We start from the raw sequence: 18,161 nt of genomic DNA, 5'->3' as shown, positions 1-18,161 counted from the left end.
TGGATGAAGGGCTGCGCTTCGCCATCCGCGAAGGTGGCCGCACCGTCGGCGCCGGCGTCGTCGCGTCGATCACGAAGTAAGTATTTCGTCCCGCGAGGGACGGGATGGAAGGCGGCGTCCGGGAGACCGGGCGCCGCCTTCGTCGTTTCAGGCGCTTTGCCGTGCCGATGATGGCGTGAACGGGCGGGCGCGCAGGGCTGGTGCGGCAGCCGCGCCGCTGTCAGGCCCGGTTGCGTGGGCGGCGCAGCATAAGGGCGGCGCTCAGCGCCAGGAAGGCCGCGCTGATGGCCATGACCGGCGAATCCGCCGGTGCAGGCGTGACGATGGGTGGGGTAGGGAGCGCCGAGCGCGGCTGGGCCGGTTCCGCCTCCACCGGCGAGGCCTGGCGCGAGCCTTCTCGACTCGCCCAGGCGCGGGTGAATTCCGCACCGAGCAGGAAAATCAGCGCCGAATAATAGATCCAGACCAGCACCGCCGCGAGCGAGCCGGCCGCGCCGAAGCTGCCCGCGATGCCGGCGCCGCCGACATAGAGCCCGATCGCCTTCTTGCCGAGCGTGAACAGCGCGGCGGTGACCAGCGCGCCCACCGTGACGTCGCGCCAGGCAATGCGGCGGTCGGGCAGGACCTTGTAGATGGCTCCGAACAGGGCGGCGGTGAGCGCCAGGGAGACTACGCCGTTCAAGACCTCCAACAGTGCCGCGCTGCCGGGCAGCAGCCGCTGCAGCGTGGTGCCGAAGGCCGAGATCGCGGCGCTGGCGAGCAACGAGGTCAGCAGCAGGAAGCCAGTCCCCGCCACCAGCCCGATCGCCGCGGCCTTGGTGCGCAACAGGCGCGACACCGTGCCCTGCGGCGGCACCGTCGTCTTCCAGATCGCGTTCAGCGCCGATTGGATCTCGCCGAAGGTGCCGCTGGCGGTCAGCACCAGGATGCCGATGCCCAGCGCGCCGGCGAACACGCCGCGCCCGACATCGCGCGCGCCGCTGATCGCCGCCTCGATCGCGGCGGCCGCCGGCTGGCCAAGCAGGCCGCGCAGCTGGTCCTGCACCGCGCCGCGCACCGCCTCATCGCCGAACGCCGCGCCGGCGATGGCCATGGCGATGACCAATAGGGGCGACAGGGAGAACAGGGTGAAATAGGCGATGGACGCACCCCGGCTCAGGCAGTCATCGGCGATGAAGCCTTGCCCGGTATCCAGGATCACCCGCCCCAGACGCGTCCGCGTCATTGCATGTCCCTCGTGAAGGCCCGATATCGCAACGCGGGCGTATCGCGGGTGGTTGCCGTGGCGGCGCCATTCGCATGCTGTTCGGCAAAAGCCCCGTCGAGCCTCGACAGGGGGGCTAGGCTGAATTATAGACCGGCCCCTCCGCCGCGCGAGCGCGTCGAGGGGCGTAGCTCAATTGGCTAGAGCGCCGGTCTCCAAAACCGGAGGTTGGGGGTTCGAGACCCTCCGCCCCTGCCACGCCGCATCGCGACGGCAGACCCGTAGCGGCGGGGAGTGACCCTGCTGGGTTGCACTCCGCCACCATTCCTGAGGAAGCTGACTTGGCCAAGCTCGATCCGGCGCAGTTCGTCCGGGAGGTCCGACAGGAGGTTTCCAGGGTCACCTGGCCCTCCCGCAAGGAGACGCTCGTCACCACAGGGTTGGTGCTGGGCATGTCCGCGCTCGCGGCTGTCTTCTTCCTGGTGGCGGACCAGCTGATCCAGCTGGTGATGCGCCTCGCGTTCAAGATCGGCTGAGGGGGAGACGGCACCGTGGCCGAGAAGAAGTGGTACGTCGTTCATGTCTACTCGGGCTTCGAGAAGAAGATCGCCGAGCAGATCAAGCAGCAGGCCAGCCAGAAGGGCCTGGCCGACAAGTTCGACGAGGTGCTGGTCCCGACCGAGCAGATCACCGAGGTCCGCCGCGGCCAGAAGGTCGATACCGACCGGAAGTACTTCCCCGGCTACGTGCTGGTGAAGATGGAGATGACCGACGAGGCGTGGCACTTGGTGAAGGACACGCCCAAGGTCACCGGCTTCCTCGGCGCCCGGAACAAGCCGCAACCGGTCCCGGCGCGTGAGGCCGAGCGTCTGCTCCAGCAGGTGCTGGAGGGCGTCGAGAAGCCGCGCAAGCCGGCCGTGCTGTTCGAGGTGGGCGAGCAGATCCGCGTCGCCGACGGCCCCTTCACGTCGTTCAACGGCGTGGTCGAGGAAGTCGACGAGGAGAAGGGCCGCGTGAAGGTATCGGTCTCGATCTTCGGGCGTTCCACGCCGGTCGACCTCGAATACGGGCAGGTCGAGAAGCTCTGATCGCGATGGTCGATGTAGGCGACCATCGCTGAGGCTTTTTTCAACCCTCAGACGGCGGGCGCCGGCCGTCCGGCCGGCTTGCCTTCGCGCCGTCCACTATTGCGTTGGCGGCGGCTGGTGGTTTGAGCGCGGTCGCGCTTTGCGCTCGCGGATCGCGGCCGGGCCGCGATCGGGTGGATGAGGCGGCCTCGGCTCAGCGCCGCGCCAGGGCCTGTCGGCCACGATCGGTGGCGCTCACCACGCCGTCATGCAACGCGACCAGCCCAGCATCCATAGCATCCTCCCACACCGTCAGCCGCGGGCAACTCGTCCGCCAGGCATCCAGCACCTCGGCATAGGGGCGCGGCCTCTCCGCCACGAAGGCGACGAGGTCGAGGATCAGCGGTCGCAACGTCTCGGACATGGCCAACCTCCTCACGGTGCCAGCAGCAGCCAGCTACCCTGGCCGATGTAGAATGCACCCAACACGGTAACGATACGCCCGGCCCAGAGCCGATAGGTCGTGTCGCTCATCGCTTCCAGCAGCCGCTTGGCCAGCATGGTCCCAGCCATCGAGGCCAGCACCGCCATCGCCGCCAGCCACGGCTCAATCCGCCCGGGGTCAGCCACCATGGCGCCGAAATAGGCCAGTTTCAGCCCATGCCCAAAGGCCTGGCAGGCGGCCTTGGTAGCGACGATCTGCCGGCGATCCATCGCCCCACCGAGGAAATGCCGGTCGAGCAGCGGACCCGACACCCCGGTCAGCACCATCAACGACATCGAGATCGCCCCCACAATCACGCCATGTAGGGGGCGTTCCGGGTTGGGGCGGATATGCGGCGGCAGCGCCTGCGCCAGGAACGGGCTGGCCCCCAGCAGGAGCAGGGCGACGCCACGGTCCGGTACCAGCAACACCAGGGACCAGGCTCCCAGCGCGAGCAGGCAGCCGGTCACATGGGCAACCACCGGCACCGGCCGGATGTGGCGCCACCACAGCAGCGCCCGCCAGCCATTGGAGGCGATCTGCGTCACCGCGTGCAGCGCCATGGCGTCGGCGACCGGCAGCACAACCAGCAGCACGCCGATCAACACCAGCCCGCCCGCCATGCCGAACACACCCGACAACAGAGAGGTACCGACCATGGTCAGGAGCAGCGCGGTGGTCAGCATGAACGACATTGGATTGGCCTCCGGTATCGCTTCTGCACCTGTTGTGGCTGCATCACAAACAGCGTTAACTGAGGCTGAGGCCTAGTTTTCCTGATGCTGGAACCACGCCGCCTACCGCCGCTGAACGGCATCCGTGCCTTCGAGGCTGCGGCGCGCACCGGCGCCTTCACCGCGGCGGCGGCCGAGCTGAACGTCACCCCCGCCGCGGTCAGCCGCCTGGTCCGGCTGCTGGAACAGCGCCTGGGCGTCGTCCTGTTCGACCGCCACGCCAATCGCCTGACCCCGACCCAGGCCGGGGAGGCCTTCCGCGCCGGGCTGACCCCCCTGTTGGACCGCCTCGCGCGGCTGACCGCCGAGGTGGTGGCGAGCGCCGGCGCCCAGGTGTTGACCGTCGGCGCCGGACCGAGCTTCGCGGTGCGCTGGCTGATCCCCCGCCTCGCCGACTTCACCCGCCGTCATCCAGGGATCGAGGTGCGCATCGCCACCGGCGGCGCCGCCGCACCCTTCGCCGAGGGCTGGAGCTGCGGCATCCGTCTCGGCAATGGCAACTGGCCGGGGCTGGTTGCCGAACCCCTGGTCGCTGCCGACCTGTTGCCGGTCTGCACCCCCGCCGTTGCCACGCGGCTGCGCGGGCCGGCGGACCTGCTGCCTGCTACCTTGCTGCGCGTCGCGCATGCGCCCGGGGACTGGCCGCGCTGGGCCGAGGCTGCCGGTGTCCCGGCGCTGCGGGCGGCCGGGCCGGTCTTCGATTTCTACGGCCAGGCACAGCAGGCCGCGGCCGATGGCGTGGGCATCGCCATGGGTATCCGGCCCTATGTGGATGACGACCTGGCGGCGGGGCGGCTGGTCGCGCCCTTTGCCGTCTCGGTCCCGAAAGGCGGGGGATGGTATCTGGTCCATCGGCCCGGGCGGGCGGCGGAACCGGCATTGGCGGCGTTCCGCGGCTGGATTCTGGCCGCTGCGGCCTTGGGGCGTGGCACAACCGGGACGGTGAGGGGACATACGGCGCCGCCACCGTGACACAAGAAGGCCCCGGCGCGCTGCGCGGATGAAGAAACCAGAGGCTCAGGACGGCACGAAGATTGGCTTCTACGCCGAGGACGTCGCCGCCACACGCCGCGTCGTCCCACGCGGTCGCCGTATCGGCACGGTTCGCAGCGCGGCGGCACCGAGCCCGGCGATCCCGACCCATACTGCCGGCCGGAAGCCGAAGGTGATGTCGAGATTGGCTTCCAGCACGCGCCACGGGTCGATGCCAGTGGCGAGGCCATACCAGGCGAATTCGATCCCGACCGTCGCCACGGCCGACCCGACGGCCAGCCCCAGCAGCGCGGGCAGCCTCGGCGCCCCGCCCTCGGGCGCGATCATCCGGTACCCCATGAGCCAGACATAAAGCCCGGCCATCAGCATCGGTTCGGTCACATCCGCCTTGGACTGCAGGGTGAAATGCACCACGGCTAGCAGCGCGATCGGGTGAATCAGCCAATGCAGCCGCCGCCAGGCCCGCCCGCCCAGCCGGCGCAGCATGCCATCCGTCGAGGTCGCCGCCAGCGCGCCCAGGCCGAACAGCGCCACGAAGCCGATGGTCAGGTAGAAGCGCAGCACGATCTCGCTGACCACCTTGGCCCAGTCGAACTTCAGGTCCCCGGCATAGATGCCCAGGTGCAACAGGGCATAGGCGAAGCCGGCGAGGCCGATCATCCGGCGCAGCTCGCCGATGCGCGCCTGGCGCAGTATCTGTCGTGCCGGGGTGACAGCGAGGGAGAGCAGCAGCAGCCGGATCGTCCAGGTGCCGCTGTCGCGTGTCGCCTCCTGCCAGGGTTTGGGGCCGAGGGCGCCCTGCCAGGCGGCCTCGGCCAACAGGATGGCGGGGACAAACAGGGCGATGAAGGTCAGCGCCTTGAGTGGGGCAAAGGCACCGTTGCGGTCGCGCCAGGGCATGCGGATCGGCTCTCCGAGGATGCTACCTATACGTTGGGGCGGGGCGCGCGGTTAGCATCAGGGCGTCACGAGGCAACGCCGCCCCCTCTATCCCCGCCGGGGTGGCCGGGCTACCCCCGACCCCACCGATGGTTCGGCAGCCCTCCGCACGACCGCGTACCCGTTCCACCTTCGCCGTCCCGGCATCGCATCATCCACCTGCGCACCAGCCCAACCCGCGGTTTCCAAAGGCCTCGGGCCTTTGGTGGGGGCGTGAGGCGCTGCCTCACGCGGAGGGGGCAACACCCTCTCTGGTCACACCGCCCCAAAACTCCCTCTGGACATCCCACCCCGTCCCGGCTAAAGGCCCGCGCTCGTCGACCGGCCGGGGGTTGTTCCCCGGCCTTCGGCGTTTCAGGGAACGCGGGAGATCGCCTTCGGGTGGTCGCAGGCACCGCGGGCCTCTGACTTGGACAGAGGACGACACAGTGGCGAAGAAGATCGCAGGCTACATCAAGCTGCAGATCCCGGCTGGCAAGGCGAATCCGTCGCCGCCGGTAGGCCCGGCGCTCGGTCAGCGCGGCCTGAACATCATGCAGTTCGTGAAGGAATTCAACGCGGCGACGCAGCAGATGGAGCCCGGCACCCCGACGCCGGTCGTCATCACCGCGTATACCGACCGCACCTTCTCCTTCATCACCAAGACGCCGCCGAACACCTATTTCCTGCTCAAGGCCGCCAAGCTCGAAAAGGGCAGCACGACGCCGGGCAAGTCGGCCTCGATCGGCCGCGTGACCAAGTCGCAGCTCGCCGAGATCGCCGCGACCAAGATGAAGCACATGAACGCGAACGACGTGGACGCGGCCGTGCGGATGCTCGCGGGTTCCGCGCGCTCCATGGGCCTCACAGTGGTGGAGGGCTGATTCATGGCCAAGCAGGGCAAGCGCCTCAAGGCGATCTACGCCGGTTTCGACCGTGAGCAGGCCTATGCACTGACCGAGGCGCTGAAGATCGCCAAGGCCAATGCGAAGGCGAAGTTCGACGAGTCGATTGAGATCTCGATGAACCTCGGCATCGACCCGCGCCACGCCGACCAGATGGTCCGCGGCGTGGTCGGCCTGCCGAACGGCACCGGCAAGACGGTTCGCGTCGGCGTCTTCGCCCGCGGCCCGAAGGCCGAGGAAGCGCTGGCCGCCGGCGCCGACGTGGTCGGTGCGGACGACCTCGCCGCGCTGGTGCAGGAAGGCAAGATCGAGTTCGATCGCTGCATCGCGACCCCGGACATGATGGGTCTGGTGGGCCGCCTCGGTAAGGTGCTCGGCCCGCGCGGCCTGATGCCGAACCCGAAGCTCGGCACCGTGACCATGGATGTGAAGGGCGCCGTGACCGCCGCCAAGGCTGGCCAGGTCGAGTTCCGCGCCGAGAAGGCCGGCATCGTGCATGCCGGCATCGGCAAGGCTTCCTTCGGTGAGGACGCGCTGCTGGCCAATGCGCGCGCCTTCATCGACGCGATCCAGCGCGCCCGCCCCGCCGGGGCCAAGGGCACCTATGTGAAGAAGGCGGCGGTGTCGTCCTCCATGGGCCCGGGCGTGAAGGTGGACGTCGCCAGCCTTTCGGCCGGCGGCTGACGAAATACGCCCGTCCTTCGGGGCGGGCGGGCAGGGAGCGGCCTTCGGGTCGGTCCTGATACCTGTCGGAGACCTCCTGCGGCCCTTCGGGGCCTTGATCCGGCTTCGGCCGAGCAGGGGAGAGACGGTGTGCCACAGTGATGTTGCCCGGGATGCGTCCCGGGTGGCTTGACTTGGTGTTCCGGCCTGACAGGCGAACCGGGGTGTGCGGCTTCCTGCCGCCCGCCCCCGAGTGAACCGGCCGGAGCCCTTCCAGAAGGTTTCGGCCACCGACGGAGACGTGGAGTGGACCGTACGGAGAAGCGTGAGTTCGTCGCTTCGCTGGCGACCGTCTTCGCAGAGACCTCCTTCGTGCTCGTGGCCCAGAACAAGGGGCTGACGGTCGCGGATGTGAGCGAACTGCGTCGCCGGATGCGCGCAGCGGGTGCGTCGTACAAGGTCGCGAAGAACCGCCTGGCCACCCTCGCCCTCGAAGGCACCCGTTTCCAGGGCGTTGCGCCGCTGCTGAAGGGTCCGACCGCCATTGCGTGGTCGACGGATCCGGTGGCCGTGGCAAAGACCGCCGTGGAGTTCGCCAAGACGAACGACAAGTTCGTTGTCCTGGGCGGCGCGCTCGGTACCCAGAACCTCGATGCCACCGGCATCAAGGCGCTGGCCGAGCTGCCGTCCCTGGAGACGCTGCGGGCGCAGCTGGTTGGTCTGATCCAGACCCCGGCCACGCGCATCGCCGGCATCCTCCAGGCCCCTGGTGGGCAGGTGGCACGGGTCCTTTCGGCTTACGCCAAGAAGGACGAGGCCCAGGCGGCCTGAGGGCCGCAGGAACCCTCCCCCCGACCCCCGGCACCATCATGTTGCCGGGAAAAGTCACGGGGGAGTTGCACAACCTAAGTCAAGCCATTAGATCGAGGAGCATTCAATCATGGCCGATCTCGCGAAGCTGGTGGACGAGCTGTCCGCCCTGACCGTCCTGGAGGCCGCCGAGCTCTCCAAGATGCTTGAGGAGAAGTGGGGCGTTTCCGCCGCCGCGCCGGTGGCGGCTGCCGCCGCTGCGCCGGCTGCGGCTGCCGCCCCGGCGGAAGTCCAGACCGAGTTCACCGTGATCCTTGCCGCCGCCGGCGACAAGAAGATCAACGTGATCAAGGAGATCCGCACCATCACCGGCCTGGGCCTGAAGGAAGCCAAGGATCTGGTCGAGGGCGCCCCGAAGACCGTCAAGGAAGGCGTGTCCAAGGACGAAGCGGACAAGATCAAGAAGGTGCTGGAAGAAAACGGCGCCAAGGTCGAGGTCAAGTGATCTCGCCCTCCGTCCCCGTCCGGCAACGGGCGGGGATGGGGGACCAGTACGATCGGGTACGGGTGGGGTTGCCGGAAGGGTCCGGCAATGCCGCCCGTTCCTGCGTTGCCAGACCAGGCGGCGCGAATTCGACCCCAGCTGGCCGGGGTTTACGGGCCGGGAATGAAGGGAAGCAGGACAGGCATGAACGCTATCACGAAGTCGTTCACGGGGCGCAAGCGGATCCGCAAGAGCTTCGGGCGTCTCCCCGAAGTGGCACCGATGCCGAACCTCATCGACGTGCAGCGGGCTTCCTATGAAGCCTTCCTGCAGATGGAGGTGAGCCCGGACAGCCGGATGCATGCCGGTCTCCAGGAGGTCTTCAAGTCTGTCTTCCCGATCGACGATTTCGCCGGGCGTGGCCGCCTGGAGTTCGTGCAGTACGAGCTCGAAGAGCCGAAATACGATGTCGAGGAATGCATCCAGCGCGGGCTGACCTTCGCCGCGCCGCTGAAGGTGCGCCTGCGTCTCATCGTGTGGGACGTGGATGAGGACACCGGCAGCCGGTCCGTCCGCGACATCAAGGAGCAGGACGTCTACATGGGCGACATGCCCCTGATGACGGACAACGGCACCTTCATCATCAACGGCACCGAGCGCGTCATCGTCTCGCAGATGCACCGCAGCCCGGGCGTGTTCTTCGACCACGACAAGGGCAAGACGCACAGCAGCGGCAAGTACCTGTTCGCCGCGCGCGTCATCCCGTATCGCGGGTCCTGGCTCGACTTCGAATTCGACGCCAAGGACATCTGCTACGTCCGCATCGACCGCAAGCGCAAGCTGCCGACCACGACCCTGCTGCTGGCGCTCGACAGCGACCGCACCGAGGGGCTGCGCGCCGATGCCGCCGCCGCCGGGCGTGAGCTGGAGCCGAACGAGATCCGCGGCATGGATGCCGAGGAAATCCTCAACCAGTTCTACGGCCAGGTGGTGTTCAGCCGCGGCCCGAAGGGCTGGAGCCGCGCCTTCGACCCCGACGCCTTCCGCGGCGTGAAGCTGATCGAGCCGCTGATCGACGCCCGCACCGGCCTCGTCGTCGCCGACAAGGACGCCAAGCTGACGCCGCGTTCGGCCCGCAAGATCGCCGAGGCCGGCACCACCGAGGTGCTGGTCGGCCGCGCCGACCTGCTCGGCCGCTTCGTCGCCGAGGACATGGTCGACCTGACCTCGGGTGAGATCTGGGCCGAGGCCGGCGATGAGCTGACCGAACCGCGCCTCGCCGCGATCGAGGCGGCCGGCGTCAACCGCCTGCCGACGCTGGCGATCGACCAATCCGTGGGTCCGTGGATCCGCAACACGCTGGCGGTGGACAAGAACACCAATCGCGATGAAGCGCTGATGGACATCTACCGGGTGATGCGCCCGGGCGAGCCGCCGACGCCGGAGACTGCCGAGACCCTGTTCAAGGGCCTGTTCTTCGACGGCGAGCGCTATGACCTCTCGGCCGTCGGCCGGGTGAAGATGAACATGCGCCTTGGCTTCTCCGCCGAGGAAGTGCCCGACCACATCCGCACCCTGCGCAAGCAGGACATCGTGGCGGCGCTGCGCGTGCTGCTCGACCTGAAGGACGGGCGCGGCCAGATCGACGACATCGACAATCTCGGCAATCGCCGGGTGCGTTCGGTCGGCGAGCTGATGGAAAACCAGTACCGCGTCGGGCTGCTGCGCATGGAGCGCGCGATCAAGGAGCGCATGGGGTCGGTCGATATCGACACCGTCATGCCGCATGACCTGATCAACGCAAAGCCTGCCGCCGCGGCTGTGCGCGAGTTCTTCGGCTCCTCGCAGCTGTCGCAGTTCATGGACCAGACCAATCCGCTGTCGGAAGTGACGCATAAGCGTCGCCTCTCGGCGCTTGGCCCGGGCGGTCTGACGCGCGAGCGCGCCGGCTTCGAGGTGCGCGACGTGCACCCGACGCATTACGGCCGCATCTGCCCGATCGAGACACCGGAAGGCCCGAACATCGGCCTGATCAACTCGCTGGCGACCTTCGCCAAGGTGAACAAGTACGGCTTCATCGAGACGCCGTATCGCCTGGTGAAGGACGGCCAGATCGTCGGCGAGCCGCGCTACCTCTCCGCCATGGAGGAGGAGCGCCTCGTCGTCGCCCAGGCCGATGCCAATGTCGATGTGGACGGCACCTTCAAGGACGAGCTGGTCTCGGTGCGCCAGAGCGGCGACTTCCGTCTGGTGAAGCCCGAGGAAGTGACGGCGATCGACGTCTCGCCGAAGCAGCTCGTCTCCGTCGCCGCGGCGCTGATCCCGTTCCTCGAGAACGACGACGCGAACCGCGCGCTGATGGGCTCGAACATGATGCGTCAGGCGGTGCCGCTGGTCCGCGCCGATGCCCCGCTCGTGGGCACCGGTATGGAAGCCGCGGTGGCGCGTGACTCGGGCGCGACCATCGTCGCCAAGCGCGACGGCGTGATCGACAGCATCGACGGCGCGCGCATCGTGGTGCGTGCGACCGGCGATGACGGAACGACGCGTGGTGTCGACATCTACCGGCTGCGCAAGTTCATGCGCTCGAACCAGTCGACCTGCATCAACCAGCGTCCGCTGGTGAAGGTGGGCAACAAGGTGCAGGCCGGCGACATCATCGCTGACGGCCCGTCCACCGAGCTGGGTGAACTGGCGCTGGGGCGGAACGTTCTCGTCGCCTTCATGCCCTGGAATGGCTACAACTTTGAAGATTCGATCCTGATCAGCGAGCGTATCGCCAAGGACGACGTCTTCACCTCGATCCACATCGAGGAATTCGAAGTCATGGCCCGCGACACCAAGCTCGGCCAGGAGGAAATCACCCGCGACATCCCGAATGTCGGTGAGGAGGCGCTGCGCAACCTCGACGAGGCGGGCATCGTCTACATCGGCGCCGAGGTGAACCCGGGCGACATCCTGATCGGCAAGGTGACGCCGAAGGGCGAAAGCCCGATGACGCCGGAGGAGAAGCTGCTCCGCGCCATCTTCGGCGAGAAGGCCTCCGACGTGCGCGACACGTCGCTGAAGCTGCCGCCGGGCGTGGCCGGCACGATCGTCGATGTTCGCGTCTTCTCCCGCCGCGGCGTTGACAAGGATGAGCGCGCCATGGCGATCGAGCGGTCGGAGATCGAGCGTCTCGCCAAGGACCGCGACGACGAGAAGGCCATCCAGGAGCGTTCCTTCTATTCCCGTCTGCGCGAGCGGATGCTGAACAAGAAGGCCGCTGGCGGCTTCAAGGGCGTGAAGTCGGGCACGGTCATCGACGATGCGCTGCTGGACCAGTACGCCAAGGCGACGTGGCGCCAGATCGGTGTCGCCGACGATGCGGCGATGGCCGAGATCGAGGCGCTGAAGCGCGAATTCGACGCCGCGGTGGAGAAGCTGCAGAAGCGCTTCGAATCCAAGGTGGAGAAGCTGCAGCGCGGCGATGAGCTTCCGCCCGGCGTGATGAAGATGGTCAAGGTCTTCGTCGCGGTGAAGCGCAAGCTGCAGCCGGGCGACAAGATGGCCGGCCGTCACGGCAACAAGGGTGTCGTCTCCCGCGTCGTCCCGTCCGAGGACATGCCGTTCCTCGAGGACGGCCAGCCGGTGGACATCGTGCTGAACCCGCTCGGCGTGCCGTCGCGCATGAATGTCGGTCAGATCCTCGAGACCCATCTGGGCTGGGCCTGCGCGAGCCTCGGCAAGCAAATCGGCGAGCTGGTGGAGGAGTATCGCCATCGCGGTGCCCGTCGCACCGAGCTCGAGGCGAAGCTGAAGGATGTCTACGGCGACGAGATCTTCGACCGTGACATCGCACCCATGAGCGACGAGCAGCTGGTGGAGCTCGGCGAGAACCTGCGCAAGGGCGTGCCCATCGCGACGCCGGTCTTCGACGGCGCGCGCATGGCGGATATCGAAGGCATGCTGACCAAGGCGGGCCTCGATACCTCGGGCCAGGTCTGGCTGCATGACGGGCGCACCGGCGAGAAGTTCGAGCGCAAGGTGACTGTCGGCTACATCTACATGCTGAAGCTGCACCACCTGGTGGACGACAAGATCCACGCGCGCTCGATCGGCCCCTACTCGCTGGTCACTCAGCAGCCGTTGGGCGGCAAGGCACAGTTCGGCGGACAGCGCTTCGGCGAAATGGAGGTCTGGGCGCTCGAGGCTTACGGCGCCGCCTATACGTTGCAGGAGATGCTGACGGTGAAGTCGGACGACGTGTCGGGCCGCACCAAGGTCTATGAGGCGATCGTCCGCGACCAGGACAATTTCGAAGCCGGCATTCCGGAATCCTTCAACGTGCTGGTGAAGGAACTGAAGTCGCTCGGCCTCAACGTCGATCTGGAGAATCGCCCGGCGTGATGCGCCGGCGCTCCTATCCTTTCGAAACGCTCAGCCGCCGTGGGTCCTCCACGGCGGCGGTCTCACTGATGAGGACCGCATGAACGAGCTGATGAAGATCCTGGGCCAGACCGGCCAGGCCGCCACCTTCGACCAGATCAAGATCACGATCGCTTCCCCCGAGCAGATCCGGTCCTGGTCCTATGGCGAGATCAAGAAGCCCGAGACCATCAACTACCGCACCTTCAAGCCGGAGCGGGATGGGCTGTTCTGCGCGCGCATCTTTGGTCCGATCAAGGACTACGAGTGCCTGTGCGGCAAGTACAAGCGGATGAAGTTCCGCGGCATCATCTGCGAGAAGTGCGGCGTCGAGGTCACGCTGGCCAAGGTGCGCCGTGAGCGCATGGGCCATATCGAGCTGGCCTCGCCGGTCGCCCACATCTGGTTCCTGAAGTCGCTGCCGAGCCGCGTCGGCCTGATGGTCGATATGACTCTGAAGGAGCTGGAGAAGGTCCTGTACTTCGAGTCCTACGTGGTGCTCGAGCCCGGCCTGACCGACCTCAAGCTGCATCAGCTGCTGAACGAAGATCAGTACCAGCAGAAGATGGACGAGTTCGGCGAAGACGCCTTCTCGGTCGGCATCGGCGCGGAAGCCGTGAAGCAGATGCTCGGTGGCATCGACCTTCAGGGCGAAGGCGTGAAGCTGCGCGGTGAGCTGAAGGAGACCACCTCCGAGGCGAAGCGCAAGAAGCTCGTGAAGCGCCTGAAGCTCATCGAGAGCTTCGGCGAATCCGGTGCGCATCCGCAGTGGATGATCCTGGACGTCGTGCCGGTCATCCCGCCCGAGCTGCGTCCGCTGGTGCCGCTGGACGGTGGCCGCTTCGCGACCTCCGACCTGAACGACCTGTATCGCCGCGTTATCAACCGCAACAACCGCCTGAAGCGCCTGATCGAGCTGCGCGCGCCGGACATCATCGTGCGCAACGAGAAGCGCATGCTGCAGGAATCGGTCGATGCGCTGTTCGACAACGGCCGTCGCGGCCGCGCCATCACGGGGGCCAACAAGCGTCCGCTGAAGTCGCTGTCCGACATGCTGAAGGGCAAGCAAGGCCGCTTCCGGCAGAACCTGCTCGGCAAGCGCGTCGACTATTCGGGCCGTTCGGTCATCGTCGTCGGGCCGGAGCTGAAGCTCCACCAGTGCGGCCTGCCGAAGAAGATGGCGCTCGAGCTGTTCAAGCCGTTCATCTACTCGAAGCTCGAGAAGTATGGCCACGCCACCACCATCAAGGCCGCGAAGCGGATGGTGGAGAAGGAGCGTCCCGAGGTGTGGGACATCCTCGAGGAAGTGATCCGCGAGCACCCGGTCATGCTGAACCGGGCGCCGACGCTGCATCGACTCGGCATCCAGGCCTTCGAGCCCGTGCTGATCGAAGGCAAGGCGATCCAGCTGCATCCGCTGGTCTGCACCGCCTTCAACGCGGACTTCGACGGCGACCAGATGGCCGTGCACGTCCCGCTGAGCCTTGAGGCCCAGCTGGAAGCGCGCGTGCTGATGATGTCGACCAACAACATCCTCAGCCCGGCGAACGGCAAGCCGATCATCGTGCCGTCGCAGGACATCGTGCTCGGGCTGTACTACCTCAGCCTGGAGACGCCTGAGTTCGTCGCCACCGAGGAAAAGGGGACCCCGGTCTTCGCCTCGGTCGGTGAGATCGAGCAGGCGCTCGAAGCCGGCGCGATCACGCTGCACAGCAAGATCCGGGCGCGCCGCCGCGTGATGAATGCCGAGGGCGAGGTGATCACCGAACGTCCGGTGACGACCGCCGGGCGCATGATGATCGGTGCTCTGCTGCCGCTGCATCCGCAGCTGCAGTACAGCCTGGTCAACCGCATGCTGACGAAGAAGAACGTCTCCGACGTGATCGACGCGGTGTATCGCCACTGCGGTCAGAAGGAGAGCGTGATCTTTGCCGACCGCCTGATGGGCCTTGGCTTCAAGCAGGCGGCGAAGGCCGGCATTTCGTTCGGCAAGGACGACATGGTCGTGCCGGACACCAAGGTCGCCTCCATCGCCAAGACCAAGGACGAGGTGAAGGAGTTCGAGCAGCAGTATCTCGATGGCCTCATCACCGCCGGCGAACGCTACAACAAGGTGGTCGACGCCTGGTCGCGCTGCACGGATGAAGTCGCGGGCGCGATGATGAAGGAGATCCAGAAGCAGGAGATCGGTCGTCCGACCAACTCCGTCTGGATGATGTCGCATTCCGGCGCGCGTGGTTCGCCCGCGCAGATGCGTCAGCTTGCCGGCATGCGCGGCCTGATGGCCAAGCCGTCGGGCGAGATCATCGAGCAGCCGATCATCGCGAACTTCAAGGAGGGCCTGTCCGTCCTTGAGTACTTCAACTCCACCCACGGCGCCCGCAAGGGTCTCGCGGATACGGCGCTGAAGACCGCGAACTCCGGCTACCTCACGCGGCGTCTCGTCGACGTGGCGCAGGACTGCATCATCGTCGAGCAGGATTGCGGCACCGAGCGTGGCCTGACCGTGGGAGCGGCGATGGATGGTGCGGAGGTCGTTTCCTCGCTCTCCGAGCGAATCCTCGGCCGTACCTCGCAGGAGGATGTGTCGGATCCGGGCACTGGCGAGCTCATCGTCAGCCGCAACGAGCTGATCGACGAGGTCGCCGCGGAGCGTATCGAGAAGTCCGGCGTGGAGCAGGTGAAGATCCGCTCCGTACTGACCTGCGATGCCCGCCAGGGCGTGTGCGGCCGATGCTATGGCCGTGACCTCGCGCGCGGCACGCCAGTCAACATGGGTGAGGCTGTCGGCGTCATTGCCGCGCAGTCCATCGGTGAACCGGGCACGCAGCTGACCATGCGTACCTTCCACATTGGCGGTGCGGCGCAGCGTGGCGCCGAGCAGTCGGCGGTGGAGGCGTCGGGCGACGGCCACATCAAGGTGCTCAACCGCGTGGTGGTGGCGAACAGCCAGAACCATCCGATCGTGATGTCGCGTAACTGCGAGATCATCCTGATCGACGCGATGGGCCGGGAGCGTACACGCCAGCGCGTGCCTTACGGTGCTCGCCTGTTGACCGAGGATGGGGCGACCGTGACCCGCGGCCAGAAGCTGGCCGAATGGGATCCGTTCACCCTGCCGATCATCACCGAGCGCAACGGACGTGTGGAATTCTCCGACCTGATCGAGAACGTCACCCTGGTGGATCGCCAGGACGACGTGACCGGCCTGTCCTTCAAGGAGGTCGTCGAATACAAGGCACCGGGCAAGGCCGCCGACCTGCGGCCGCGCCTGATCCTGCGCGACGAGAAGAACAACGTCGTCAAGCGCGAGAACGGGACGGAGGCGATCTACTTCCTCACCCCCGGCACGATTCTCTCGATCGACAACAGCGCCGTGGTGGCGGCCGGCGACGTGCTCGCCCGGCTGCCGCGCGAATCGTCCAAGACCCGCGACATCACCGGCGGTCTGCCGCGAGTCGCGGAATTGTTCGAGGCGCGGCGCCCGAAGGACCACGCGATCATCAGCGAGATCGATGGCCGCGTTGAATTCGGCAAGGACTACAAGGCGAAGCGTCGCATCCTGGTGGTGCCGGAGCAGGTGGGCGACGAGACCCCGGTCGCGCGCGAATACCTGGTGCCGAAGGGCAAGCACGTCTCGGTGCAGGAAGGCGACTACGTGAAGCGCGGCGACCCGTTGGTCGACGGGCCGCGCGTGCCACACGACATCCTGCGGGTGCTGGGCGTCGAGAAGCTCGCCGACTACCTCGTTGAGCAGATCCAGGAGGTCTATCGACTCCAGGGCGTGAAGATCAACGACAAGCACATCGAGGTCATCGTCCGGCAGATGCTGCAGAAGGTGGAGGTCACCGATCCGGGCGACACCACCTACCTGATCGGCGAGCAGGTGGACCGCATCGAGTTCGAGATCGAGAACGAGACGCGAGTCGCCGCCAAGGAACGCCCGGCGGTTGCCGAGCCAGTGCTGCAGGGCATCACCAAGGCGTCGCTGCAGACGACCTCCTTCATCTCCGCCGCCTCCTTCCAGGAGACGACGCGGGTGCTGACGGAGGCCGCCACGGCGGGCAAGGTGGACTACCTGGCGGGCCTCAAGGAGAACGTGATCGTCGGGCGTCTGATCCCGGCCGGCACGGGCTCCGTGATGAACCGCCTGCGGGCCCTCGCGGCGCAGCGGGACAAGGGGCGGCTGCCGTCCCAGGCCCCGGCGTTGCCAGAGCCCCACGCGGCCGAATAAGCCGCTCAGGGCTCATGAAATCGGGGCCGGCCTTCGCAAGGGGCCGGCCCTTTTTCATGCTTGCGGCGGGTTTGGCGCGAATCAGCCGTTCATGTGCTTGACTCATTGGGGGGTGCCGCGTAGATAGCGGCCCCTCGGCAGGGTTCCGGAGACGGCGCCCTGTCAGGTTTTGGTCCAAAACACTGCGCAGCCGGCGCCGCCCCGATACTCAGGGGCTGAGGCCGGCAGCGGGACAAATGCCCGGAAGGCGCGCTCATGCGCGCGTGCCGGGCGGTTCTGCTTTATGGCGTGGTCGTAGAGACACGATGGTTACGAAGGGGCGTCATGCCGACGATCAACCAGCTCATCGCCAAGGGGCGTGAGACGAAGCCGGCCCGGAACAAGGTTCCGGCACTGAAGGGCAGCCCGCAGAAGCGCGGTGTCTGCACGCGCGTCTACACGACCACGCCGAAGAAGCCGAACTCGGCCCTTCGTAAGGTTGCCAAGGTGCGCCTGACGAACGGCTTCGAGGTCGTCAGCTACATCCCCGGCGAGGGCCACAATCCGCGTGAAGGATCTTCCGGGCGTCCGCTACCACATCCTGCGCGGCGTGCTCGACACCCAGGGCATCGCCAAGCGCCGCCAGCGCCGTTCGCTCTATGGCGCGAAGCGGCCGAAGTGAGGCACTGAGAGATGTCCCGTCGTCACAGCGCCGAAAAGCGCGAAGTTCTGCCCGATCCGAAGTTCGGTGATCTCGTCCTGAGCCGTTTCATGAACGTGCTCATGTATGACGGTAAGAAGAGCACCGCCGAGCGGATCGTCTATGCCGCCATGGACACGCTGAAGAAGCGCGGTGGCCCGAACAGCGACCCGCTGCGCGTGTTCCACGAAGCCATGGACAACGTGAAGCCGGCCGTCGAGGTCCGCAGCCGTCGCGTTGGTGGCGCGACCTATCAGGTGCCGGTGGAAGTTCGCCCCGAGCGCCGCCAGGCGCTGGCGATTCGCTGGCTCATCGAGTCCGCCCGCAAGCGCGGCGAGCACACGATGGAAGAACGCCTCTCCGGCGAGCTGATGGACGCGGCTAACAACCGCGGCTCGGCTGTCAAGAAGCGCGAAGACACGCACCGGATGGCCGAAGCCAACAAGGCCTTCAGCCACTACCGCTGGTAACGAAACCCCGTTCGGGAATTACGACGATGGCGAAGGCGAAATTCGAGCGGAACAAGCCGCACTGCAACATTGGCACGATTGGGCATGTGGACCATGGCAAGACGTCGCT

The 18,161-nt window shown here is 67.0% G+C and carries 15 protein-coding genes, 1 tRNA gene and 1 pseudogene; 13 read left to right on the top strand and 4 right to left on the bottom strand.

Annotation, left to right across the window (positions count from 1 at the left end; all coding sequences use genetic code 11):
* Nucleotides 1–80, top strand: an 80-nt coding sequence (locus IEY36_RS29520) for an EF-Tu C-terminal domain-related protein (RefSeq protein ID WP_188971342.1), incomplete at its 5' end; no start/stop codon positions are given.
* A gap of 140 nt (nt 81–220) precedes the next feature.
* On the opposite strand, the gene IEY36_RS29515 is transcribed toward IEY36_RS29520, so the two are convergent.
* Nucleotides 221–1,225, bottom strand: a complete 1,005-nt coding sequence (locus tag IEY36_RS29515; RefSeq protein WP_188973778.1) for a YihY/virulence factor BrkB family protein — start codon at nt 1,223–1,225, stop codon at nt 221–223.
* A 160-nt stretch (nt 1,226–1,385) separates the two neighbouring features.
* Here IEY36_RS29515 and IEY36_RS29510 point away from each other — a divergent pair.
* From IEY36_RS29510 to nusG, 3 genes are all read left to right on the top strand, one after another.
* A tRNA-Trp gene (locus tag IEY36_RS29510) sits at nt 1,386–1,462 on the top strand.
* Nucleotides 1,463–1,545: 83 nt separating this feature from the next.
* Entirely contained in the window at nt 1,546–1,740 is a 195-nt protein-coding gene (gene secE / locus IEY36_RS29505; RefSeq protein WP_188973776.1) for a preprotein translocase subunit SecE, read from the top strand.
* Nucleotides 1,741–1,755: 15 nt separating this feature from the next.
* Entirely contained in the window at nt 1,756–2,292 is a 537-nt protein-coding gene (gene nusG / locus IEY36_RS29500) for a transcription termination/antitermination protein NusG (protein WP_188973775.1), read from the top strand.
* A gap of 193 nt (nt 2,293–2,485) precedes the next feature.
* Here nusG and IEY36_RS29495 read toward each other — a convergent pair whose 3' ends face one another.
* A complete protein-coding gene (locus IEY36_RS29495; protein ID WP_188973773.1) occupies nt 2,486–2,695 on the bottom strand; it encodes a hypothetical protein in 210 nt (69 codons plus the stop codon).
* An 11-nt stretch (nt 2,696–2,706) separates the two neighbouring features.
* Nucleotides 2,707–3,450, bottom strand: a complete 744-nt coding sequence (locus IEY36_RS29490) for a TSUP family transporter (RefSeq protein WP_188973771.1) — start codon at nt 3,448–3,450, stop codon at nt 2,707–2,709.
* An 84-nt stretch (nt 3,451–3,534) separates the two neighbouring features.
* On the opposite strand from IEY36_RS29490, the gene IEY36_RS29485 reads away from it, so the two are divergent.
* Entirely contained in the window at nt 3,535–4,461 is a 927-nt protein-coding gene (locus IEY36_RS29485) for a LysR substrate-binding domain-containing protein (RefSeq protein WP_188973769.1), read from the top strand.
* Nucleotides 4,462–4,530: 69 nt separating this feature from the next.
* Here the strand turns inward: IEY36_RS29485 and IEY36_RS29480 are convergent, their stop codons facing one another.
* The gene (locus IEY36_RS29480; protein WP_188973767.1) at nt 4,531–5,382 is read right to left on the bottom strand and encodes a protein-methionine-sulfoxide reductase heme-binding subunit MsrQ; all 852 of its coding nucleotides are present in this window, start codon (nt 5,380–5,382) and stop codon (nt 4,531–4,533) included.
* Nucleotides 5,383–5,849: 467 nt separating this feature from the next.
* On the opposite strand from IEY36_RS29480, the gene rplK reads away from it, so the two are divergent.
* The 8 genes and pseudogenes from rplK (at nt 5,850) to rpsG (ending at nt 18,052) form a co-directional block, all read left to right on the top strand.
* The gene (gene rplK, locus IEY36_RS29475; RefSeq protein ID WP_188973765.1) at nt 5,850–6,284 is read left to right on the top strand and encodes a 50S ribosomal protein L11; all 435 of its coding nucleotides are present in this window, start codon (nt 5,850–5,852) and stop codon (nt 6,282–6,284) included.
* Between the two features lie 3 nt (nt 6,285–6,287).
* Nucleotides 6,288–6,989 (top strand): 50S ribosomal protein L1, encoded by a 702-nt coding sequence (gene rplA / locus IEY36_RS29470; RefSeq protein ID WP_188973763.1) that lies wholly within the window; start codon nt 6,288–6,290, stop codon nt 6,987–6,989.
* Nucleotides 6,990–7,274: 285 nt separating this feature from the next.
* Entirely contained in the window at nt 7,275–7,799 is a 525-nt protein-coding gene (gene rplJ / locus IEY36_RS29465) for a 50S ribosomal protein L10 (RefSeq protein ID WP_188973761.1), read from the top strand.
* Nucleotides 7,800–7,908: 109 nt separating this feature from the next.
* Nucleotides 7,909–8,283: a 50S ribosomal protein L7/L12 gene (gene rplL / locus IEY36_RS29460; protein ID WP_188973759.1), complete on the top strand. Its 375-nt coding sequence runs from the start codon at nt 7,909–7,911 to the stop codon at nt 8,281–8,283.
* Between the two features lie 183 nt (nt 8,284–8,466).
* Entirely contained in the window at nt 8,467–12,651 is a 4,185-nt protein-coding gene (rpoB, locus tag IEY36_RS29455) for a DNA-directed RNA polymerase subunit beta (protein ID WP_188973757.1), read from the top strand.
* Nucleotides 12,652–12,730: 79 nt separating this feature from the next.
* Nucleotides 12,731–16,903 (top strand): DNA-directed RNA polymerase subunit beta', encoded by a 4,173-nt coding sequence (rpoC, locus tag IEY36_RS29450; RefSeq protein WP_188973755.1) that lies wholly within the window; start codon nt 12,731–12,733, stop codon nt 16,901–16,903.
* Between the two features lie 324 nt (nt 16,904–17,227).
* Nucleotides 17,228–17,564, top strand: a pseudogene (gene rpsL, locus IEY36_RS29445) (30S ribosomal protein S12).
* A gap of 11 nt (nt 17,565–17,575) precedes the next feature.
* On the top strand, nt 17,576–18,052 hold the full coding sequence (rpsG, locus tag IEY36_RS29440) for a 30S ribosomal protein S7 (RefSeq protein WP_188973753.1): 477 nt from the start codon (nt 17,576–17,578) through the stop codon (nt 18,050–18,052).
* Nucleotides 18,053–18,161 lie beyond the last annotated feature (109 nt).

The organism is Neoroseomonas lacus (assembly GCF_014644535.1).
GTDB lineage: Bacteria > Pseudomonadota > Alphaproteobacteria > Acetobacterales > Acetobacteraceae > Neoroseomonas > Neoroseomonas lacus.
The sequence above is the reverse complement of the archived record's forward strand: the minus strand, read 5'-3'. Positions and strand labels throughout refer to the sequence as shown.